At 62.7% G+C, this 21,525-nt stretch carries 23 protein-coding genes; 19 read left to right on the forward strand and 4 right to left on the reverse strand.

Going from position 1 to position 21,525, the window contains the following annotated elements; translation table 11 throughout:
• The first annotated feature begins 1 nt into the window (after position 1).
• Genes AB1K62_RS04340 through AB1K62_RS04415 form a run of 16 tightly spaced genes read left to right on the forward strand, consistent with a single transcriptional unit; the run spans position 2 to position 16,944 of the window.
• Positions 2 to 571: a type IV conjugative transfer system protein TraE gene (locus AB1K62_RS04340; RefSeq protein ID WP_367001519.1), complete on the forward strand. Its 570-nt coding sequence runs from the start codon at positions 2 to 4 to the stop codon at positions 569 to 571.
• The gene (locus AB1K62_RS04345) at positions 568 to 1,323 is read left to right on the forward strand and encodes a type-F conjugative transfer system secretin TraK (protein ID WP_367001521.1); all 756 of its coding nucleotides are present in this window, start codon (positions 568 to 570) and stop codon (positions 1,321 to 1,323) included. Before AB1K62_RS04340 ends, AB1K62_RS04345 begins: the two co-directional genes overlap by 4 nt.
• On the forward strand, positions 1,323 to 2,606 hold the full coding sequence (locus AB1K62_RS04350; protein ID WP_367001523.1) for a TraB/VirB10 family protein: 1,284 nt from the start codon (positions 1,323 to 1,325) through the stop codon (positions 2,604 to 2,606). The genes AB1K62_RS04345 and AB1K62_RS04350 overlap by 1 nt, the downstream gene beginning before the upstream one ends.
• On the forward strand, positions 2,603 to 3,481 hold the full coding sequence (locus tag AB1K62_RS04355; RefSeq protein WP_367001526.1) for a DsbC family protein: 879 nt from the start codon (positions 2,603 to 2,605) through the stop codon (positions 3,479 to 3,481). Before AB1K62_RS04350 ends, AB1K62_RS04355 begins: the two co-directional genes overlap by 4 nt.
• Positions 3,478 to 4,062, forward strand: coding sequence for a hypothetical protein (locus tag AB1K62_RS04360; RefSeq protein WP_367001528.1), 585 nt, complete (start codon positions 3,478 to 3,480; stop codon positions 4,060 to 4,062). Before AB1K62_RS04355 ends, AB1K62_RS04360 begins: the two co-directional genes overlap by 4 nt.
• Positions 4,059 to 6,608, forward strand: coding sequence for a type IV secretion system protein TraC (gene traC, locus AB1K62_RS04365; RefSeq protein ID WP_367001531.1), 2,550 nt, complete (start codon positions 4,059 to 4,061; stop codon positions 6,606 to 6,608). The genes AB1K62_RS04360 and traC overlap by 4 nt, the downstream gene beginning before the upstream one ends.
• Positions 6,605 to 7,012, forward strand: a complete 408-nt coding sequence (locus tag AB1K62_RS04370) for a hypothetical protein (RefSeq protein ID WP_011413826.1) — start codon at positions 6,605 to 6,607, stop codon at positions 7,010 to 7,012. The genes traC and AB1K62_RS04370 overlap by 4 nt, the downstream gene beginning before the upstream one ends.
• Entirely contained in the window at positions 7,005 to 7,385 is a 381-nt protein-coding gene (locus tag AB1K62_RS04375) for a TrbI F-type domain-containing protein (protein WP_041685066.1), read from the forward strand. Before AB1K62_RS04370 ends, AB1K62_RS04375 begins: the two co-directional genes overlap by 8 nt.
• A complete protein-coding gene (locus tag AB1K62_RS04380; protein WP_007163820.1) occupies positions 7,382 to 7,888 on the forward strand; it encodes a S26 family signal peptidase in 507 nt (168 codons plus the stop codon). The genes AB1K62_RS04375 and AB1K62_RS04380 overlap by 4 nt, the downstream gene beginning before the upstream one ends.
• A complete protein-coding gene (traW, locus tag AB1K62_RS04385; RefSeq protein WP_367002061.1) occupies positions 7,888 to 8,520 on the forward strand; it encodes a type-F conjugative transfer system protein TraW in 633 nt (210 codons plus the stop codon). Before AB1K62_RS04380 ends, traW begins: the two co-directional genes overlap by 1 nt.
• Positions 8,517 to 9,530, forward strand: a complete 1,014-nt coding sequence (gene traU, locus AB1K62_RS04390; RefSeq protein WP_367001533.1) for a conjugal transfer pilus assembly protein TraU — start codon at positions 8,517 to 8,519, stop codon at positions 9,528 to 9,530. Before traW ends, traU begins: the two co-directional genes overlap by 4 nt.
• Complete coding sequence (gene trbC, locus AB1K62_RS04395) at positions 9,527 to 10,282, forward strand: type-F conjugative transfer system pilin assembly protein TrbC (RefSeq protein WP_367001535.1); 756 nt, start codon at positions 9,527 to 9,529, stop codon at positions 10,280 to 10,282. Before traU ends, trbC begins: the two co-directional genes overlap by 4 nt.
• On the forward strand, positions 10,279 to 12,000 hold the full coding sequence (locus AB1K62_RS04400; RefSeq protein WP_367001537.1) for a conjugal transfer protein TraN: 1,722 nt from the start codon (positions 10,279 to 10,281) through the stop codon (positions 11,998 to 12,000). Before trbC ends, AB1K62_RS04400 begins: the two co-directional genes overlap by 4 nt.
• Positions 11,997 to 12,806, forward strand: a complete 810-nt coding sequence (locus AB1K62_RS04405; RefSeq protein ID WP_367001538.1) for a conjugal transfer protein TraF — start codon at positions 11,997 to 11,999, stop codon at positions 12,804 to 12,806. Before AB1K62_RS04400 ends, AB1K62_RS04405 begins: the two co-directional genes overlap by 4 nt.
• Positions 12,796 to 14,232, forward strand: coding sequence for a conjugal transfer protein TraH (locus tag AB1K62_RS04410; RefSeq protein WP_367001539.1), 1,437 nt, complete (start codon positions 12,796 to 12,798; stop codon positions 14,230 to 14,232). The genes AB1K62_RS04405 and AB1K62_RS04410 overlap by 11 nt, the downstream gene beginning before the upstream one ends.
• 9 nt (positions 14,233 to 14,241) lie before the next feature.
• On the forward strand, positions 14,242 to 16,944 hold the full coding sequence (locus AB1K62_RS04415; protein WP_367001540.1) for a conjugal transfer protein TraG N-terminal domain-containing protein: 2,703 nt from the start codon (positions 14,242 to 14,244) through the stop codon (positions 16,942 to 16,944).
• A gap of 1 nt (position 16,945) precedes the next feature.
• Here AB1K62_RS04415 and AB1K62_RS04420 read toward each other — a convergent pair whose 3' ends face one another.
• On the reverse strand, positions 16,946 to 17,155 hold the full coding sequence (locus AB1K62_RS04420; RefSeq protein ID WP_367001541.1) for a hypothetical protein: 210 nt from the start codon (positions 17,153 to 17,155) through the stop codon (positions 16,946 to 16,948).
• 123 nt (positions 17,156 to 17,278) lie between these two features.
• Here AB1K62_RS04420 and AB1K62_RS04425 point away from each other — a divergent pair, with 123 nt between their 5' ends.
• The 3 genes from AB1K62_RS04425 to AB1K62_RS04435 all read left to right on the forward strand — a co-directional run bounded on the left by AB1K62_RS04425 (position 17,279) and on the right by AB1K62_RS04435 (position 19,079).
• The gene (locus tag AB1K62_RS04425) at positions 17,279 to 17,818 is read left to right on the forward strand and encodes a thermonuclease family protein (protein ID WP_367001542.1); all 540 of its coding nucleotides are present in this window, start codon (positions 17,279 to 17,281) and stop codon (positions 17,816 to 17,818) included.
• A 70-nt stretch (positions 17,819 to 17,888) separates the two neighbouring features.
• Positions 17,889 to 18,140, forward strand: a complete 252-nt coding sequence (locus AB1K62_RS04430) for a hypothetical protein (protein ID WP_367001544.1) — start codon at positions 17,889 to 17,891, stop codon at positions 18,138 to 18,140.
• Between the two features lie 303 nt (positions 18,141 to 18,443).
• Positions 18,444 to 19,079 (forward strand): S24 family peptidase, encoded by a 636-nt coding sequence (locus tag AB1K62_RS04435; RefSeq protein ID WP_137675989.1) that lies wholly within the window; start codon positions 18,444 to 18,446, stop codon positions 19,077 to 19,079.
• An 81-nt stretch (positions 19,080 to 19,160) separates the two neighbouring features.
• Here AB1K62_RS04435 and AB1K62_RS04440 read toward each other — a convergent pair whose 3' ends face one another.
• The 3 genes from AB1K62_RS04440 to AB1K62_RS04450 form a co-directional block, all read right to left on the reverse strand.
• Positions 19,161 to 20,048 carry a cobalamin B12-binding domain-containing protein gene (locus AB1K62_RS04440; RefSeq protein WP_367001547.1) on the reverse strand — a complete coding sequence of 296 codons (888 nt, stop codon included), beginning with the start codon at positions 20,046 to 20,048 and terminating at the stop codon, positions 19,161 to 19,163.
• 205 nt (positions 20,049 to 20,253) lie between these two features.
• On the reverse strand, positions 20,254 to 20,691 hold the full coding sequence (locus AB1K62_RS04445) for a PRC-barrel domain-containing protein (protein WP_367001548.1): 438 nt from the start codon (positions 20,689 to 20,691) through the stop codon (positions 20,254 to 20,256).
• A 316-nt stretch (positions 20,692 to 21,007) separates the two neighbouring features.
• A complete protein-coding gene (locus AB1K62_RS04450; protein WP_367001550.1) occupies positions 21,008 to 21,493 on the reverse strand; it encodes a MarR family transcriptional regulator in 486 nt (161 codons plus the stop codon).
• Positions 21,494 to 21,525 lie beyond the last annotated feature (32 nt).

Raw genomic sequence — 21,525 nt, forward strand, 5'->3', positions numbered from 1 at the left:
AGTGAAACACGAATTCGCCTATGAGGAAGCGCAGCGTCACCTCAAACAGCGCAACCGCTTCGCCGCGCTGTCAGCCGTGCTGAGCCTTACCAGCCTGCTGGCGGTCGGCGCGGCGGCGACGCGCGAGGAAAGCGTCATTTTGGTGCCTGTCACGACCGAGCGCCTGACGCTCGGGAGCGGCGGTACCGATGCGCACTACCTCGAACTCGTAACCCGCGACACCGCGCTCATGCTGCTCAATCGCGCACCCGAGAGCCTCGACTACTGGATGGAACAGGTCCTCAAGGTGGCAGATCCGTCAGCGCACGGGAGCCTCAAGGCCGAGCTCGTCAAGATCGTCGACGAGCAGCGCGGTTCGGACATCAGCCAGGCCTTCGTCATCTCGCGGATGGAGGTCGACGCGCAGGCGCTCACCGCTGTCGTCACCGGCACGCTCAAGACCTTCGTCGGCGCGCAGGTGATCGCAAGCCAAGAGCGCAGCTTCGAATTCAGCTGGAACCGCCGCGGCCTCAGTCTCGGCCTCACCGGCTTCCGCCAGCTCCCAACCGAAAACGAGGAGGAGAACCCATGACACTCCTATCCCGCCCCTTCCCCGCCGCGCTGACCGCCGTGGCGCTCGCCGCCGCAAGCTGCGCCTTTGCCACCCCAGCGCATGCCGACCAGTTCGTCGAGGCCGCTGATGGCGCCGCGATCGACTGCGTGCTCGCGCGCGACGCGCTGACCCGTATCGCCCTCATCGAGGATGGTTTTGCCAATGTCTCCAAGATGGCAAGCGGTTATCCCTACAACGATTTCGAAGTGACCCACGAACCGGTGCGCGGCGACATCTATGTCTCGGTGCCGCTGCAATATGCGAGCGCAAGGGTCAGCTTCTTCGCGACCAGCAGCGCGGGCTATGTCTACAAGTTCGCCTGCCGCGTCGAAGGCGAGGAAGCGAGCCAGCTCTTCGTCACCAATCCCGCGCTCGCCAAGTCCCAGGCGGGCGAATGGGAAGGCCAAGCCCCGACCCGCGACGAAGCCGCGATCCGCCTGATCGAGGCGATGGCGAGCGACGGCGTTCTGCCGGGCTTCCGGGCGCGCGCCGAACTTTCGCGTCCGCGCCTGACCGACAGCCTCGAAGTGCAGCAGGTCGCCGAATACGAAGGTGCCGAGCTGATCGGTCAGGCCTTCACCCTGCGCAATCTCGGCCCGAAGCCCGTCGACCTTGCCGGTGAGCGCGAGGCGCCCGCCGGGGCGCTGGCCTTTGCCTATGGCCGAGACAGCCTCCAGCCCGGCGAGAGCACGCAAGCCTTCCTTGTCTTTACGAAGGGAGGGCTCGAATAATGGCCGATCCCGACACACGCGATACGCCCGCGGCAGCGCCAAAGGACGAGACGCGCGGCAAAGCCCGGCGCGATCTCAACCGCACGGTCGCGCAGCGCCAGAAGCTGCTGCTTGCCGGGATCGGCGGCGTGGCGCTCATCGCCGGTTCGATGTTCATCTTCGGCGGCGAGGATGAAGCGAGCGCCGACGGCGCGGGCGCAACCACGATCGAGACCGGCGCGCTGGTCAATCGCAATCTCTCGCAGCGCGAATTCGTCGCCACTTACGGCAACCGCCTCGATGCGCAGGGCAAGGCGATCAAGGACCTGCAGGAGACCCAGCTTCCCAGGGCTTCGATCGAGCAGGAGCTCGAAACGCTGCGGGGCGAGAACGCGCGGATGCTGAGCGACGGGCAAGCTGCGATCGATGCGATCTCGGCCGAGAACGCTGCCTTGCGCTCGGAACTCGAAACCGTCCGCACCAATCCCCCAGTTGCGCCGGTGGCCGCAGTCGATCCGCGGGCTCCGGGCTTCGCTCCCGGACCGCTCGAGCCACCCAGCGAACCCAAGGCAAGCCTGCTGAGCTTCTCAAACGACAAGCCGGGTACCGCCAAGGCCAAGGCAACCGAAAGCGCGCCGGCGCTGCTGCTCGAGGCAAGCCGCGATTACCTGCCGCCCAACAGCTATGCACCTGCCACCGTAATCGTCGGGGTCGACGCCTCGACCGGGGTCACCAGCCAGAGCGATCCGCTGCCCGTGGTGCTGCGGATCACCGGTCCGGCGCGCTCGGTGCTGCAGGGCAACAAGCTCCTCACCACCGATCTCACCGGCTGCCTCGTCAACGGCGCGGCGCGCGGCGATCTCTCGGCCGAGAAGGTTTACGTCAAGCTCGTGCGCATGACCTGTGCGCAGCCCGGCGGACGCTTCGCGGTGAGCGAAGTGAAGGGATTCATCGCCTTCGCCGGCAAGTCGGGCGTGCGCGGCAATGTCGTCAGCCGCGAAGGCAGCCTCGTCAGCCAGGCGCTGCTCGCCGGAATCGTCGGCGGCTTCGGCCGCGGCTTCTCGGCCAATGCCAACGGCATCTTTGCGCAGCCTGTCGGCAGCGACGGCAAGCGCGACGCGCTCTCGCCGACCGACATCCTCGCAGGCGGCCTGGGCCAGGGCGCGGGCGAAGCCGCCGACACCGTCAGCAAATACCTCATCGAACGCGCAGAACAGTACCAACCCGTCGTCGAGATGCCGACCGGCATCGCAGTCGAGATCGTCTTTCTCGACGGCGTCCATGTCAGGAGCACACCCCAATGAACTACTCGAACCAGCGGCCCGGCCTCAAGGCGCGCGCCGCGCACATATCGCTCGCCGCCGCCAGCGCAGCAGCCCTCCTTACAAGCGGCGTCGCGATCGTAACCGCCATGCCCGCGCAGGCCGCGATCACGCGAGATGTGGTTGAAGCGCTCAAGCTTCGTCTGCCCAGAACGCCGATCGACGCGCTCGATTGCACGACATTCGCGCCATGGTGCGAGGTCGTCTCGGGTGAGACGCTGTTCTACATCGACGAAGCGGCACGCTACCTCTTCGTCGGGCGGCTCTACGACATGGAGGAGCGGCGCGACGTGACTGCCGCGCGCCTGCTCGAACTCAACCCCGACCTGCTCGCCGCCGGCGCAGCCCGCCACGCCGGCGAGGACACTGGAGGGCGCCATGACGTTGCCGAAACCCGCGACAGGCAGGTCGCGACGCATGTCGATCTCAAAGCCCTTCCCAAGGAAGGCGCGATCCTGTGGGGCAATCCCAAGGGGCCGAAGCTGGTTGTCTTCTCGGATTTCCAGTGCGGCTACTGTAAGCGGCTCACCGGCGAACTCGAGAAGGCAGGCGTTCTTGTAGAGGAACGGCCGATCTCGATCTTCGGCGCATCGAGCCGGCGCATGTCCGAGGCGGTGCTGTGCGCCGCCGATCCGGTCGGGGCGCTCCATGCCGCCTACACCGGCAAGTACCTCGAACCGCGCGCTGCCTGCAAGAAAGCCGCTGCGCTCGATGCCAACGAAGCCTTTGCACAGGCCAACGGCTTTGCCGGAACCCCGGTAATCGTCCGGGCGCGCGACGGTGCGGTGCTGCACGGCTACCGTGATGCAAAGACACTGCGCGCCTTTGCCAATGCCAAGACCGGATCGAAGCAATGAGCGGCGGTGCGACCCGTGTCGGAGTGACGGCCACCCTCGCCTTGACGATCGCCGGCTGCGCGACGCTTGGCGGCAACGTCAAGGGCGACTTTGCCTGCCGCGCGCCGGAGGGAAGCTGCGCGCCGACCTCGATGATCGACGATGCCGCGACCCGCGTTTCACAGGCAGAACGGCCAAGTCATGCCCCTGCGCGAGCGCACGGGTCCGGTGATCGCGGATTGCGGATCGTCCTTGCGGGTTACCGCGACGAGGCGGGCCGCATCCACGAGGCCCGGGTTGTTCATGTCGTGCTGGCCGATCGCGCTGCCGAGCGCTGGCGCGCGCCGCGTTCGACGGGCGACGTGCTGCGCGCGCTGGCGCGCCCGGCTGAAGCGGAAGGCCCGCCGCCCACCGCCGCAGAAGCAATTCCTTTCCAGCATTCCAATCCGTCCCCCCAGCAACCTCCCGATGTCCTGGTCATCCCCTCGCAGGATCTGACGGAGCTGCCCGGCGCCAAAGCGCCGGACCCCGGGGCACCTGGTCGTTCCCCCTCCCCCGGCCAGGTGCCCCACCCTGTTCTGCCCGAAGGAGAGCCCAAGTGAACCTCTCGCTATCCTCTGCGCGCGATGCGCTCCTTGCTGGCCTGTTCGGCGATGCGAAGAAAGCCGACCATGCGCAGCCGCGTTTCGCGCTCGACATGCTGTCGGACTGGCTTCCGTACCGCGTCTACGACGAGGATGCAGCGCTCTACCGCAACGCGCACTCGAAGGGCTTCATTCTCGAAGTCACCCCGCTCATCGGAGCCGACGAGCGGACAGGTGAGATCCTCGGGCAGTTCTTCTCCGAGAGCCTGCCGCAAGGCGCCTGTTTGCAGGTGCTGAACTTCGCGTCTCCGCGCATCGGTGCCATCGTCGGCCCCTGGTTCGCGCCGCGCTACGAGCAGGGCGGGATCTACGAAGCGATCGCGAAGGCCCGCACCAACCGGCTCTACGATCTCGTCTGGAAGTCGGGCTCGGCACACGCGCCGTTTCATGCACGCCATGTGCGTCTGGTGCTCTCGCTCGGCGTTCCGGTGCCCGGAAGCGTCACCGATGCAGAACTCACCGAATGCCGCGACGGGATGGCGGGGATGCTGAACTCGCTCAGCCTTGCATCGAACAAGCTCGAGCCCGCAGGCCTCCTCGCACTGGTCGACGAGCTCACCTCGCCGACCACCGCGCGCGAACCCGATCTCACCCACTGGAACCGCGAGGACACGCTCGACGCGCAAGCGATCCGCCGCGACATCGAACTCGAAGTCGAGGACGACCGGCTGATCTTGCGCACCGAGCGCTTCCGCGAGACCGGGCGCTCGCGAGATGGCGTGCCGCAGGTAGGTGAATGCTATCCCGACCGCTTCGATGTGCGCCATTACGGCGTGCGCTCTACCCCTGAGCGCTGGGCACCGTGGGAATGCGCGCGGCTCATCGGCGACATGTTCACCGACAAGCTGCGCTTTCCCTGCCCGGCTGCGACCATGCTGTGCCTGCATTATCCCGACCAGGAAGCCGCCTCGGCGCGCGCAGGCTACAAGTTCATGCGCACCACCAGCCTGTCGGAAACGAAGAGCGCACGTTTCCTGCCCAAACTGTCCGAGCAGTCGGCAGAATGGAAACACGTCCAGGCCGAGCTCCAGGCGGGCAAGAAGCTCGTCAAGCTGTTCTACGGTCTCACCACGATCTCGCCGCTTGGCGAAGGCGATGCGCATGAGCGCACGGTCAAGGCTATCTACAAGGCGGCCGGATGGGACCTTGCCGACGAGCGCTTCCTCCAGCTCCAGGGCCTCGTCGCGGCGTTCCCGTTGAGCCTCGCCGATGGTCTGGTCCACGACCTTGCGCGGCTCAAACGCTTTCGGACCATGCTCTCGACCACCGCGGCCCATATCGCCCCCCTGCAGGGCGAGTATCTCGGCGGGACGATCCCGCACCTGCTGCTCCTCGGACGACGCGGCCAGCCCTTCTTCTGGTCGCCCTTCGAGAACGCGGCCGGCAATCACAACATCGCGATTTGCGGGAAGTCGGGCTCGGGCAAGTCGGTGCTGCTGCAGGAACTCTGTGCCGCGCTGCGCGGCGCGGGCGCCAAGGTCGTGGTGATCGACGACGGTCGCAGCTTCGAGCATTCGGTCAAGCTGCAAGGCGGCCGCTTCGTCGAGTTCACCCTTGCCTCGGGATTCTCGCTCAACCCCTTCTCGATGGTCGACGATGCCCGCGCGCATGAGGACGAGGACTACCGGCTCGACTGCTTTGCGATGATCAAGGCGATCGTCAGCCAGATGGCGCGGCCAAGCGCCGCGCCCTCGGACACCGAGCGCGGGCTCATCGACCGCGCGGTGACGCAGGTCTGGGAAGCGCTCGGCAGCGGCGGCGCGATCGACGATGTCGCGCATGCCCTCCATCAGAGCGAGAACGAGGCAGGAAAGGACCTGGCGACCGCGATCGCGCCCTTCTGCCGCGGCGGCAGCTACGCCGGCTTCTTCTCCGGGAAAGCGAGTTTCGCGCTCGAAGACGATTTCACCGTCTTCGAGATGAGCGACCTCGCGTCCCGCGAGGAGCTTCGAAGCGTTGTCCTCTCGGCAATCATGTTCATGACCGGTCAGGCGATGACGCGCTCGTCGCGCTCGACCAAGAAGCTGCTGCTGATCGACGAGGCCTGGGCGATGCTCAAGGGCGGTTCGATGGGCGAGTTCGTCGAGACCTATGCCCGCACCGCGCGCAAATATGGCGGCGCGCTTGCGACCGCGACCCAGTCCTTGAACGACTACTACAAGTCCGATGGTGCGCGCGCCGCGCTCGAAAACAGCGACTGGATGCTGGTGCTCCAACAGAAGCCCGAGACCATCGCCGATTTCCGCAAGGAGGCCCGGCTCGACATGGACGACCGGACCGAGACGCTGATCCGCAGCCTCAAGCGCTCGGGCACCGAGTACAGCGAGATCTACCTCAAAGGTCCCGAGATGGAAGCCGTTGGACGCCTGGTGCTCGACCCACTCTCGGCAACCATCTTCTCCTCCGATCCTGACACCTATGCCGCGATCCGCCGCCATGTCGAAAACGGCATGCCGCTCGAGCGCGCAGTCGCGCTGGTCGCAGGTGTGGAAGGAGGCGCATGATGGTGCTCGAGACCACCACGCTCATAGATCGCGTGCCGCTTCCGTCAGTCAGACAAGCCCGCGACAAGCACCGTGTGATCGACTGGCTGGCGCTGTCCCAGGGCACCTGCCTGGTGCTGATCGAAACGGCAAGCTTCGCGGCGAGCACGCTGCTGCTGGTCCTCGGCCTGCCGCTGTTCGTGTTCCTTCTCATCGCTGGATGGGACCTGACGGCGCTGTTCGCGCAGATCGGCAATCTTGCCGACCATTACCGCACCGCTGAACCGGTCGCGCGCCGCTTCTTTGCCCAGGACCTCCAGATCGCATTCCTCATCGCAGCCGGCGGCCTCGCCCTGCTGCGATTGCCGGCTTTCCTGCGCCGCCTCGATCGCCGCCTCGCCGAAGGATCTCCCCGCCATGGATAGACTGAACCTCCCACTTAGCCAGCTGGGCCCGAAACTCCTCGCCGTAGCCTTGCTCGTTGCCGCGCTCCTGTGGGGTGCGTGGATTACGCAGCAGGTCACCAGCTCGCCAGAGCAGCGGATCGTCACGGTCCGGCTCGCCGAGACCATCGGGACATTCGTCGAGGAAGCCGCGCGCGCCGATGCCGATCCGGCGGTCGTCCAGGCGGCTAGCCTTGCCTACCTCAAGGCCGCCGAAAGCGCCGTTGCCGACATGGGCCATGACGGCCGCGTGGTGCTGGTTGCCGAGGCCGTGCTCGCGGGCGCTGCCGAAGACGCAACCTCCGAACTCGAGCAGCGCATCGCGGACAAGCTCGCAGGGGAGATCCAGCCATGAGCCTGCCCCGCTCGATCCGCCGTTCGCTGCTGCTCTCGGGGCTGGTCCTGCTGCCGCTCGCCTGGGCGCCGCTCGATGCCTTCAGCAAGGACCACGCTTTCCTCATCAATGCGAGCCCGAGCCTGCCAAACTGGGCGTTCTGGCTCGACAAGCGCGCGCCGATCGAACGCGGCAGCCTGATCTTCTTTGAGCCGCCGCAAAGCGAACTCGTCGAAAGGCATTTCGGAAAGGAACCGCAGATGTTCGGCAAGCACGTGCTTGGCATGCCGGGCGATGTCGTGCGCCACGAGGGCGATGCGGTCTTCATCGACGGAAAGCAGGTCGCGAGCCTGCTCGAGGTCACCCGCCTTGGCGTGCCGCTCACGCGCGGTCCCGAAGGCGCAATACCGGAAGGTTGCTACTACACCGGAACCGACCATCCACGCGGGCTAGACAGCCGCTACGGGGAAATCGGCTTCGTCTGCCGCGGGCAGATCCTCGGCAGCGGGAGGGCAATCCTGTGATGCGCTCTTTCCTTCCGATTGGCGCGCTTCTCCTCGCCATGCTCCCTGCCAGCCTGCAGGCACGAGACTACGGCCAGCGCGGCGCGGTCTTCCCTGTGATCGAGCGCGACCTGCTCGAACAGATTCATACGCGCCTCGCGCAGATGGAAAAGTCGGGCGAGACCGCGCGGCTCAACGAGGAACTCAAGCGTCGCACGATCGCACGCGTCAACCGACCCGATCCGGTTGCCGGCCTCATTCGCGCAAGCGCAAGCCGCAGCTGGGCGTTCGATCCGACAATCGCGCTTGCTGCCGATATCCGGGGCGCAAAAGGCGAGATGATCCATGCCGCCGGAACCCGGGTCAATCCGCTCGACAGCGTCAAGCTGCGCTCCGACCTCCTGTTTCTCGACGGCGACGACCCTGCGCAGATCGCCTGGGCGCTGAGGCAGGACGCCAATGCCAAGCTGATCCTCGTGAAAGGCGCACCGCTCGAGCTGATGAAGGCCCGTCAACGCCGCTTCTATTTCGACCAGGGCGGCAAGCTGACGCAAAAATTCGGTATCAAGGCTGTTCCCGCGCGGGTGCGCCAGAACGGGCGCTTCCTCGAAGTCAGCGAGATTGCGCTGCCGCGCCGGAAGGCACAGCCATGACCGGAATCCGCGCCTTCCTCGTGCTTTTCACGGCGATGCTGTCGCTGGTCTTCGCATCACCCGCTTCGGCCGATGCCGGTCCGGGCAAGTGCACCGGGCAATTCGTCAATCCGATCACCGACATCTGCTGGTCGTGCCTGTTCCCGATATCCGTCGGCGGGCTCGAAATCTGGCCGAGCAATCGCCCCGATCCGGACAACCCCGATTTCCCGCTGTGCCTGTGCGGTCTTCGGCCCGGCATCGCGATGGGGTTCTGGGAGCCGGTCCGGCTCGCCGATGTCAGTATGAAGCCATGGTGCTTCGTGAACCTCGGCGGCATGAAACTCGATCCCGGCTTCGATATCGGGTTCCGCTCGATCTCGGGTCCTTCGGCGGTGGGCGGCGCGAGCCAGTATTATTCGAGCTGGCACGTCCATTGGTATGCCTATCCGCTGATCTACTGGATGGAGATCGTCGCCGATTTCCTGTGCCTCGAGCCCGGTTCGATCGACATCCTCTACATCTCCGAGATCGATCCGCTGTGGCAGGACAGCGAGCTCACCGCGATCATCAACCCCGAAGCGGTGCTCTTCGCCAACCCGCTGGCGCTTGCCGCTTGCGCTGCGGATTGCGCTGCATCGACCGCGAACCTGCCGCTCGATGAGATGTTCTGGTGCGCGGGCTGCCAGGGTTCGATGTACCCGATGAATGGCAATGTCTCGGCCTCGATCGGACATGTGCAGGCCTCGCGGCTCGTGCTCTCGCGCTTCGCTTACAAGCTCCACCGCGAGCTGGTCTCGTGGGGGACGATGGGTTCGAAGGGTCTGTGCGGCAAGTACCTGATGCCGGTGATGCGCAAGCAGCAATACCGCTTCCAGGCCACCAACCCCAACCCGGCGACCAAGGGCCGCTACGCCTGCCCGCCCATTGGTGCCTCCACCACCTTCCAGTCCCCCGGACAGGTCATCCCCGCCATCGGCGAAGACATGGGATACCTCGTCTGGCGCAAGAGGAATTGCTGCGCGCTATGAGAAACGCCTTCCCCCTTCTCGTCGGCCTGAGCCTCGTGATCGCTGCTGGATTTGCAGCAGCTTCCGCGCAGGATGCCGGGCCCGACCTTGACCTCGCCGAAATCCGCGCGCGCGCGGCCGAACATGCCGCCGACGCCGAGGCTCTCGCCACATCGGTCAGGACAAAAGCGGATGCCCTCGCAGAAGACGCGCGCGCCGCTCAGCAAACGGCTTTCGACAATCGCGCAGCCTATGCCGAGACTGCGCAGGCGACCGCGAATGCCGGGCCGCTCGATATCGATGGCATGATCCGCGCCCAGGCCGATGCGGAAGTCGCAGCGATGGGCGACACGCCCCGGTTCATCGCTTTTGCCTCATTGGCAATGCCCGAGCCCTCATTGAAGGCGCTGGTTCGCGATGTCTCAAGGGCCGGCGGCGTCACCGTACTGCGCGGTTTCCCGCAAGGCGACAGCGCGCGCTTCAAGAAACGCATCGCCGCCATCTGGAACGATAGCGATGATGCCGGCGCGCTCGGGATCGACCCGCGCCTGTTCCGCGCCTTCGATATCAAGGTTGCCCCGAGCTTCGTGATGATCGCAAGCGATTTCAGCCCCTGCGACGGGTTCGACTGCAAAGACGTCTTGCCGCCGCACGACCGCATTGCCGGCAATATCAGCGTGGCCGAAGTGCTTGACACCTTCGCTTCGGGAGGCGGTCCGGGCGCACAACTTGCTCGCCTCCACCTTCGCCGCCTCGAGGGAGAGCGGCCATGATTGTCACACAATCGCTTCGCATGGGGCTGCTCGCTCTTCTCGTCCTCGCCGCGCCCCTTTCCGCTCAGCAGCAGGACGCGCGGGCCGATGGCAAGGCCTTTGGCGAAAGCCTGCGAGGCGAAGCGCAAGAAGCTGCCAGATCGCAGCCCGACGCATCCACCCTCCCCAACTACGATCGCAATGCCGTGCGTGACCTCGAAACGCTCGCCGACGATCCCGACCGGATCGAAAGTAGCGCGGCAGCCGCTGCCACCGGACACCAAGGCTATCGGGCGATGCGCGACAGCGTGGCCAATCGCGCGCGCTTCGATCCGAGTGAGATCGAGGACGTCATCGCGCGCAGCCTCGCCATCAACGAGACCCCGCTCGACTACACCAGCGGCATGGCAATCTCGGGCGGCCAGGGCAATTGCGTGCCGCTGCCGCCCGGGTCCGGATCGGCAGGGACCTACACCGCTACCTGCAACGCTGGCACGCGGATCGACCAGTCGGCGGGCCAGTGCGAAGTCCCGCTCGTCGCCAACGTGACCCGGCGCCAGCGATGGCACTATCTCTGCAATGAAACGAGCACAGTCTATGGATATCCCTGGTGCTCGGCATTCGATGGTGGCTCGTGCCGGATCACCGGGTATCGGCCCGGACCCTGCCTCCAGTGGCGGGAGGACCAGTTCTACAGATACTGCACCGAACCTGGCGATCCCGTCGCTGAAATCACATGCGACACTCCAGATGCGCGCTACACGCCCTATGCGGTGACCACGGACAACTCGATCGATACTTTTTCCGACGAGAGCCAGTGCACCGGATTTGCCGATAATGGCGACTGTACGCTCGATACCGAGATCTGCACCGATGCCGATCCGCAGACACGGGTGATCGACGGTGTCTCGGTCACCCGGCCCTGCTGGGAATGGCAGCGCAGCTACACCTGCACATCGCGCGAGGCGGCGAGCGACTGTTCGGACATCGAAAGCCAGGGCACCTGCCGGTTCATCGGCGAGGAATGCCTCACCGACGAGATGCCCTGCGAGACCTGGGAGCGCATCTACGAATGTCCCCTGCCCGGTACGGACAGCTCCACCCAGTATGTCTGCGACGGCGATGTCTATTGCATTGATGGCAGCTGCGAGACGATCGAGCGCACCGCCAATGACGAGTTCAAGGATGCGGCGGTCGCATTGCACGCCATGGACGAGGCGCGCGGCCAGTTCGATCCGAACACGCTGACACTGTTCCGCGGCACGCGCAACACCTGCTCGTCCAAGGTCTTCGGCGTGCTCAACTGCTGCAAGGGTAAGGGTTTCCCGCTCATTCCGGGGATCAGCCTGCTGGTCGCGCTCGGCTGCAATCGCGAGGAAGTGCTGCTCCACGAACGCGATGCGCAGGGGCTGTGCGCCTATGTCGGGACCTATTGTTCGGACAAGTTCCTTGGCGTCTGCCTGACGAAGAAGAAGGTCTATTGCTGTTTCGAGAGCAAGCTCTCGCGGATCCTGCAGGAACAGGGCCGTAAGCAGCTCCCCAAGCCATGGGACAAGCCCAAAGAAGAACAATGTGAGGGGTTCACTCTCGACGAGTTTGCGCAGCTCGATCTTTCCCGTATGGATTTCACCGAGGTTTATGCAGAGTTCACCGAGGCCGCGCGGCTGCCCGACGAACTCGAGACCAGCATCCTCATCCAGCAAAAGATCGACGATTATTACGCAAGGGGCGGCCAATGACCCATTTGTATCGCACGGCACTCGTCCTGGGGGTTGCTGCCCTCTCCGCTACGTCGACCCAGGCACAGGAACGGCAAGACACTCCATCGACCACTGCGGCCGACACGCTCTACTGCGAAGAGCGCCGGCTCGGCTACTGGTTCTACTGCGTCAAACCACCTCCCGCACAAGATCTGCAACAGCCCGAAACCGAACCGGTCCCGGCCAGCCAAGAACTCGACGCGATCACGTCCGAGCTGCGCGAGCTGAAGGCACGAGCGATCCTCTATCCGACCGAAGCGAATGTCGCGGCCTATATCCGTTTCCAGCGCGCGCAGCTCGACCGCGCCTCGCTGTTCTCCGATGTCTGGCAGCGGGCGATCTGGCAGGACCCGGACCTCGACTACACGCTTGAACGCCCCGTCGGAGCGGTCGCCAAGAAGCAGTGGCAGGATGCCCGCAGCGCCGAGCGCGATCACGTCATGGCAACGCTCTCGCAGCGCTACGGCCTTTTCTATTTCTTCAGTTCGACCTGCGGACCGTGCGAAGTGATGAGCCCGATCGTGAAGGGCGTCGCCGACCGCTGGCGGATCACCGTGCGCGCGATCTCCACCGATGGCGGTCCATCCCGGCATTTTCCCGACTATCGGGTCGAGACGAACCAGCGCGGCAAGCTTGGTCTCGAAGGCAAAGCCACCCCCGCTCTGGTGCTGTGGGACAGCGTGACCAAACGCCCGATTCCGATCGGCTACGGCGTGCTCTCGGCCGACGAGCTGCAGGACCGCATCTACCTTCTCACCTCCAAGGAAGCCGGACATGATTACTAGCATCCGCAACGCGGCATTGACCCTTGCCGCCGCCAGCATTGTTGCCTCACCGGTCGCCGCGAATGTTGGCGACAGCATGGACCGCTTCATGGACGACATGGGGGCGGCGGCGAATGTCACGGGCCCGACCGCATTCGAAGGCCAGTCGGCGGGCTATTACAGCCTCGGCAATGTCTGGACGCGCTTCCCTCAGAAGACGACCAACATCGCCAATCTCCAGCTGCCGCGCGCAAGGGCGGGCTGCGGGGGCATCGATATCTTTGCCGGATCCTTTTCCTTCATCAATGCAAGCGAGATGGTCGCTCTTCTGAAAGCCGTCGCCAACAACGCGGTCGGGTTCGCGTTCAGCCTGGCGATCGATACCGTGTGCCCAGAGTGCAACAAGATCATGCAGGAGTTCAGCCAGAAGGCGCAGCTCATGAACAATCTCTCGATCAACTCCTGCGAAATGGCGCAGGGGCTGGTCGGCGGCCTGTGGCCCAAGGGCGATCTCGCCGACAAGGCGATCTGCGAAGCGATCGGCAATTCCGAAGGCATTTTCACCGACTATGCCGCAGCGAAGCACGGCTGCGGCACGCGCGGCCAGCGCGCCTCGACCAACGAGGGAGCCGGTAGCGACTATGCCGACGTCAATCCCGGCGTCGCGCGCAACTACACCTGGCACGTCCTGAAAAAGAGTGCCTTCTTCAATCCCGGCGGGACCTTCGACCGCGAACTCGCCGAGTACGCCATGACGCTGATTGGCACGGTCATCTACGTGCCGCCCAAGGATGATGAGCCCGGCAAGTTTGTGCCGTTCGCGGGCGACGCGTCCTCGACGCTCGTAAGCGCGCTCCTAGACGGGACGCAGGGCCAGACCGTGCGCGTTTTCCGCTGCGACGAGACCGATCTCTGCCTCAATCCCACCTTCGAGCAGATGAGCCTATCGAATGCAAAGGCCATCCGCCCGCGGGTCGCGCTCCTCATCGGGAACATGGTCGATGCGATCCGGGCCGACACCGCGATCGGCAATGCCGAAAAGGAACTGCTGCAGGTCGCCTCTGTCCCCTTGTACAAGATCCTTACCGTCCAGGCCGCCTATGGACGCGGCATGCCGACCGACGACCGCGAAACGCTCGCCGAGATCGCCAGCATCGATCTGCTCTATGCCATCCTCGACCGGATCGTCTCGGAAGCCGGTCGCTCGATGGCGAGCTTCATCGCCTCCGATGAAGCCAAGCTTGCGATCTGGCGCGGCCAGGTCGCCGAAGTGCGTTCTGGCCTGGTCCAGAGGCAGGCTACCGGACAGGCCAAGGTCTCGGCGATCATGCAGATCATCGAGAAGACCGCGATGATCGAGAACTCCCTCGCGGCTTCGATGTCGCCCTCGATGTCCGCAGCGCTCGACTGGTCGCGCGGGCTCCAGTCGCGCTCCATTATCCCCTGAGGCCGCGACATGGTCGAGATCTTCACAACCGGCGGCGGCGAATACATCGTCAATGTCTTGAACGCCGTCGCCGCATGGACGGGTGCAGGCGGTTACAAGAGCCTGATCCAGGTGGCGCTGGTCATGGGGATGGCGCTTGCGGTCATTGTCGTCGCGTTCAATCAGGACTGGCGCTCCTGGCTCAACTGGTTCCTCGGCGCGACGCTCATCTACATGTGCCTGATGGTGCCGCGCATGGATGTGCAGGTCACCGACCGCGTCAATCCGAGCCTAGCCCCAGCCACGGTTGCTAATGTTCCGCTCGGGCTCGCCCTGATGGCGAGCTTCACCAGCCAGGCTGGCGATTACCTCACCCGCTCAGCCGAGACCGTGTTCGGGCTTCCCGACGATCTCAACTATTCGAAGAACGGCATGATTTATGGCGCGCGCCTGCTCGAAGCGACACGCTCGCTGCGCATCGCCGATCCCGAGTTTGCCGCCAATTTCGACGAGCATGTGCGGCAATGCGTGTTCTACGACCTGCTCCTCGGCCGCTACTCGATGAAGGAACTGTCCGAAAGCAACGATATCTGGGCGACCATTGCGCCTGGCAGTGCCGCGCGTGCACAGCGCTTCGTCACCCGGCAGGCGGACGATAGCGTTACGGCCTCGATCATCACCTGCCGCGAGGCCTACACTGCGCTCTCCAACCAATGGGCCGGGCTTATCGATGAGATGACACAGGTCGCCGGACGCCAGCTCTACCCCCGCCAGACCGAGGCGCTCGCGAAGGCCAAGCTTATCGCCGACCTGCCGATTGCCTATCAATACCTCACCGGCGTCTCGAAGGATGCAAGCAGCATCTTCCGCCAGGTTCTGACCATCAACGCCATGAACCAGGCGATGCATGGATTTGCCGGAGCTAGCGGCGCATCGAGCGTCGATGTGTTCGCGCAGACCCGCGCCGATATCCAGACCGAGCGGACCTATTCCTCGATCGCGCATAACGCCATGAAGTGGGTCCCGATCCTCAATGTCGTCCTGACGGTCGTATTCTACGCGCTTTTTCCGGTGCTCTTCCCACTGTTCCTGATGCCCAAGACCGGACCGATCGCACTAAGAGGTTATGTCACGGGCTTCTTCTATCTGGCAGCTTGGGGGCCGCTGTTCGTCATCCTTCACATGATCCTGATGCTCAAGGGCGCGAGCGATGTGGCGGCAGCGGGCGGCGCAACCGGTCTCAGCCTCGCGACCTTTTCCGGCATGACCGACGTCAACAACGATATCGGGATTCTGGCCGGCTACCTCGTCGCATCGATACCGTTCCTTGCAGGCGGCGTCGCCAGGGGCGCGCTCGCCATATCGGGCCAGGCAACGAGCTACCTCAATCCGAGCCAGAACGCGGCAGAAGAGGCGGCGCGCGAAGCGAGCACCGGCAATGTTTCGCTCGGCAATACCAGCCTTGAGAACTCGAACGTGTTCTCGCGCCAGTTTGCGCAAGCCAGCCTCGCGCCCAACATTGGCTACGGCGCCGCGCAGACGCGAGCCACGGGCGAAAACGGCACCCAGACCACCGGCTTCCCTCAAGCCGAGTTCGCGACTGTGCCGACCTCGAGCTATCCTTTCACTCCGACACTCGGGCAGGACTTCTCGAGCCGGCTTGCCACCATGGCGAGCCAGAGCCGCGGCCAGAGCGAGACATTCTCGAATCTTGCCCAGCAATCGACGAGTTCAGCTGTCACCCGCTTCAGCGAACTACGCGATGCCTACACCCGCTCGCGCTCGAACGAGAGCGTCAGTGGCACGTCAACGAGTGACAGCATCGGCAGCGCCTTCAGCGAGGTCGACAACGCCTCGAAGACACTCCAGCAGCAATTCGGGCTGTCGCGCCGCGCGGCCGACGACATCACAGTCTCGTGGTTCCTAAATGGAAATGCAGGGATCGAAGGAAAAGTAGAGCGAAAGGGTACGAAGGGAACACTTGGGCTAGGCGGCGGCCGTAATCAGAGCTGGACTGACAGCGACATTGGGATCGCTTCAGAGGACCGCTCGCGCATCACGGGTGCGCTGCGCCAAATCTCGGACAGCCGTAGCTGGTCGAGCACGCGGGAAGGTTTCTTGCGCGAAACGAGCTCTAGTTCGGAAGCACTGGTGTCCAGCACCTCGGCAGGCATCACTACCTCGATCACAGAGGCGCAGAGCTACACGCGTGAAGCGCGCCGCGCCGAAGAGATCGCCAGCCGACTCGAGAACCAGGCAAGCTGGTACGAAAGCGCCAATGCCGCAGGCACTCTCAACCTCAGCCAGGCCTATCGCGAATGGGGCATGGCGGAGATCGAGGCTAACCGGGACTACTACGGCCCGGTCCGCTTTGACGACATCGACTTCCAGATGAGCGCGCGGGGCCAGCAGCTTCAGGCGCGGTTCGTCGAAAGCTATGCGGACCAGTTCAATGCCGAGATCGCGGGCGACCTGGTCTTGCCACCCTCTGCGCCCGTCGCTCGGCCTTCGGTGAGCAGTGCGGAAAGCGTCCGGGGATCGGTGCAGCTTGGCGGCGTGCCGGGAAGCCTGAGCACCCCGTCCAGCGAAAGAGAAGACATCGCCCGCGATGTCGATCGGGTCCAGCGACGGGGAGAACAGAGCATCGGTTCCATAAAGGGCTACCTCGACGGAAAGACCCGCGATGCCAAGGGAGCCTCAGCAGAAGCGGCGGACGATGTGAAGGAATGGTAGTTCAGATCAGTCCGTCGTAGATGATCACGTAGATCACAAACGCTAGGAACAACGCGGCAAATAGGTAAATTCCGCGCCGCTCCCAAGGATCAGCCCAGATCTTCTTCCAGGTGTAGGAAGTGAGACGGTTCTCGGCGATGGCCCGGTCAACTTCACGAAGACCTTCCCAGTCCTGCTTGCCGCCAGTGGGAGTGTTGTCTGGATCGCTCATCGCTCATTCTCCTTCGGGAGCAAGTCTGCACTCTCCCCTCTAGGCCGCCCCCTCGCGTTGCAGAGAAACTAGCCGAAAATCATCGGGAAAGCGAGCACGGTGTCTTGGCCTGACAGTCCGGAAATGAAAGAAGGTGGAATGGCCAAGAGACCACCCCGCGATAATGTTGTCGAGTTCCGGACCGGACGTGACCGGAGCAAGCGCGGCAGAGGAAGAAGCCTCGCCCTTCTTGTAGCTGGCGGTCTCTTCGCTTGCATTCTTGGAGGCCTGGTTGGCATTTATTGGCCATTTGGGTCGGCGAGCGCCGAAGCGCGAACCACGCACAGCTTTGCGGTCTGCGGCATGGTCAGACGCACCTGCGTCGTCGACGGCGACACAATCTGGCTCGAAGGCGTGAAGATCAGGATCGCGGACATCGACACGCCTGAGATCTCGCAGCCTAAGTGCGACTACGAGTACGACCTCGGCATCAAGGCACGCGACCGGCTGGTTGCCCTGCTCAACCAGGGCGACTTCGAAGCGGTGACAATTGGAAGCAGGGACGAAGACCAGTACGGTCGCAAGCTGCGGGTGCTGTTGCGCAATGGGCGCTCGATCGGCGACCAGCTGGTCGCCGAAGGCCTTGCGCGAACCTGGTCCGGTCGCAGGGAGCCTTGGTGCTGATGCGCGATTGGCCCGACAGCAACGAGCCGTTTCCGAGCAATGAGCCAGAATGGAAATTGAAGCTCGAGGCATGGCTTCTGGGTATACCGGTCGTTCTCATGCTTGTTGTTGGCATCGCGGCGCTCTTTTGACGCTCACCCGCGATCAGGAACTTTGGGGCATGGCGCTATGGGTCGAGAAGCACCACGGCGATGCCGGAGGTGAATTCATTGCGTCGAAGATCGATCAGCTAAACCGGGCCGGCGCGCAGGACGGGGGAAGACTTTGGCAGAATGTTGCCCGTCGCTATGAGCAACTTGTCGAGCGCAGGACCTATTCCTGATAGAACCTTGAGGATCTCTAGCGTCGACTGACTGCAGATAGGCTTCCAGCCGTTCAAGCGTTCGTCGACGCGGCCTTCGCCCTTGCCTGAGATCGAGTACGAATCGAGGATCGCCAACTGCGCGCCGGCCGAAGCGCGTTGCCGAAATATGGTGATCTTTCAGATGCTTTTCGATCCGTTCCAGCAAGGTCATAACCCTTTCGCTCCGACTCGCAAATCCCTTGTGTTCTTGTTATGTTCTTAGTAGGATCACATCCGCGAGTCTAGGAAAATTCCTACAATTGAGATTCGAAGGACAGACAGATGGAACATGTCAGGGAAGAGCTCGACCGGCTGATCCTCAAGGGCGGATATGGCTACGCCTCGATATCGCGGCTGCTTGGCCGCAACCCTGCCTATGTGCAGCAATTCATCAAGCGCGGTTCACCGCGAAAGCTCGATGACGAAGACCGAAAGACACTCGCCTGCTTCTTCGGCGTCGATGAGCAAGTGCTCGGCGGTCCCGCCAATCCAGTCAATGATGGTATGGTCGAGATCCCCGTTCTCGATGTGGAAGCATCTGCTGGATTCGGCGCGGTAGCTGCCAGTGAGACTGCACACACCCGGTTCGGGTTCGATGAGCGGTGGCTGCGGCACCTGACGTCGGCCAAGAGCGCCAGCCTGTCGATCGTCGGCGTAAAGGGTGACTCGATGGAGCCCACGCTCAGCGATGGTGACGAGGTCCTGGTCGACGCGTCAGACCATGGCTCACGATTGCGCGATGGAATCTACGTTTTGCGCGCTGATGATGCTCTGGTCGTTAAGCGTATTGCTATCAAGCCTGGTGGCCGACAAATCACAATCGCCAGCGACAACCCAGCTTATCCAACTTGGCACGACATGGACCGATCTGAGGTGCACGTCGTCGGTCGGGTCATCTGGTTTGGCCGAGCCTTGTAACGGCAGGACTTGGGCCGATTGCAGACAGTCCGCTCTTTGTACGACACCTAGGAAGGCTGACGTAATTTCGAGGCTGGCAAATTACCTTTGAACAGCGGCATCAAATAGTCTTTGCGCAGCAAGGACTGCTGCAGGAGCGTTGCTAGCTGTAGCGTCCGCCCCTACTTCGACTGCAAGCGTCGGGTTTTCTATGAAAATCGGCCCACCAACCAATATGCCAATTGCTCGGTTTTGGGATTGCTTACGCACATCAGCAATGATTGATTTGAGATCTTCCAGTTGCAGATCCGAACCCGCAGTCAGGCCTACAACCGCAAACCAGTTGCTTCGCACTGCCTGTTCAATTTGATCGGGATCGCCAGAGTATTCCGGCTGAACCTGCCAGCCGCCTGCGGACAACAGTTTTTCAATCATTGATGCACCGAAGACATGTTGGTTGCCAGGTGCTGCTGCAATCAAAAAGCGGCGGTTGGTTGCAAGTTCAGGCAGTGAGCAGGTCTCGTTGAACGTAGAGAGAAGGAGTTGAAGGCGTCCTACACCGATGGTGACATCGATGAAATCACACTCGTCATTCTCCCACATCCTTCCCAAACAACGAGCGGTCGGCTCAAGCAGCTGAGTATAGAGCGTCTCTATAGACAGGCCGCGATCTCGCATGACCGTGACATAAGACGTCGCTGCTGCAAGATCATCACCCAGGACTATCTTGGCGAGCTCACCCACATCCGTGCTGTTGGGCCGCAGAGCTTTGATCAATAGTTCTGCGGGCGGTGCGTCAGGAACGACTTCGGTATGAAGGCGCAGCAATCTCGGGACTATCTCACCTGATACAAACCGCGCGAGGTTTGCCTGGCGCCGCGAGACATCAGGGCGCGCATAAATCTCTGGCTCGACAAAGTATCGTTCGACCTGGCGAACTTCATGGCGGTCCATTACTGGAACCGCTATCTGTTCCTGCGACCGGCCCATCGCGCTACTCCATAACTTCGACCTTTGATAGACAGCAAACCTTCATAAAATCAGATCGCCACTGAAGAGTCCATAGGTGACCAGGTTGGGTTAGTTCGATATCGACCTTGGCCCAATCCAAATAAAAAGGGCTCCGACGATAACGTCGAAGCCCTTGTGTGTTCAGGATGAGTGATCTCATCCTTAAAGCCATTTCAATCCTAGGTTAGTACATCACACCGTAGTACGAATAGACGTGCTGGCCGTAGGCGGTATCCCAAGCAGGTTCGCTGTCACGTTCGAAACGCGGTGCATCCTTTAGAAGGGATTTGTCGATATTCACGACATAGCCACCACGCTCGGGGTCGTAATCCAGCGTCTCCCATGGAAGTGGGGCAAAACTCTCCCCTATCCCGAGAAAGCCGCCAAAACTCATGACTGCGTATTCGACGCGGCCGCTGCGCTTACCAAGCATCAGGTGATCGATCGTACCAATCTTCTCACCATCAGTGGCGAACACATCAGTTCCTTCTACCTTGCCTGATGAAATGAGGAATGTCGTCTCATCGCGCTCCAGGGGGCGACTGCGATCAAATTCCTTACGCTCGTCCAGCGTGGTTGTGTCGAAAGTCTTTTGTGAAAGAGTTTTTTCAGTAGTCTGCATGATGCAAATCTCCTGTTTGGCCGAAAGCGGACGCGGCCCCTACTGGGCGCTTGATTGAGGTGGCTCGTACTCGACCGCAAAGGGGAGGCGCCACCGGCGTCGAACATCGCTATCGGCGTGTTCAATACATAAACGGGCCATTCCAAATATCGTTCCGAAATAATTACTTATGGCGGCCGATGACGACATATGGGCCGGAACCTGTCAGTCTGCTTTTCGGTTTGGGTAGTACAGAAGCTGCCATTCCGCTCCCGACCCAATTGCAGAAGTTTACCTAGGCCAATCCGACAGGTGGCTCGTCCCTGCCAACCAGCGCCTAATCGACATCAAGATTATCGCGCATCTTCAGCAAGGCTTTACCGAAGCGCTCCAGATCGTTGAGCTCCAAACCAGAGAGCAGTCTCTCATATGTAGCGTCCGCTTCCTTGCGCAATGCTGGCAATAGCTCGATTGCAGCAGGCAGCAGGTGCACATGCCACACTCGCCGATCATTCTGCGCACTTCGTCGTTCGACCAGCTCCATTTTCTCAAGCCTATCGATTGCCTGACCAATGCTGGCGCGCTCGAGGTCCAGCCGCTTTGCCAGCTGCGTCTGGGTCATTCCGGGTGTCCGGTAGACATAGGCCAAGGTGCGCCACTGCGTGCGAGTGAGGCCAAACTGTTCGACCGAAAAATCAAAGTTGCGCCGCAATCGCGAGGTCACATCCTCTAGCAGAAAGACGAACCGATCTGTGTCGGTCAGAAAGCTCTCTGCGGCTGCGTCAGCGTCTTGTTTCGAGTTGGATGCCATCACCGGACCCATACCATCTCCCTGAGAAAAATAAAATTCTTTAC

It is taken from the genome of Parasphingorhabdus sp. JC815, from assembly GCF_040717415.1.
Lineage (GTDB): Bacteria > Pseudomonadota > Alphaproteobacteria > Sphingomonadales > Sphingomonadaceae > Parasphingorhabdus.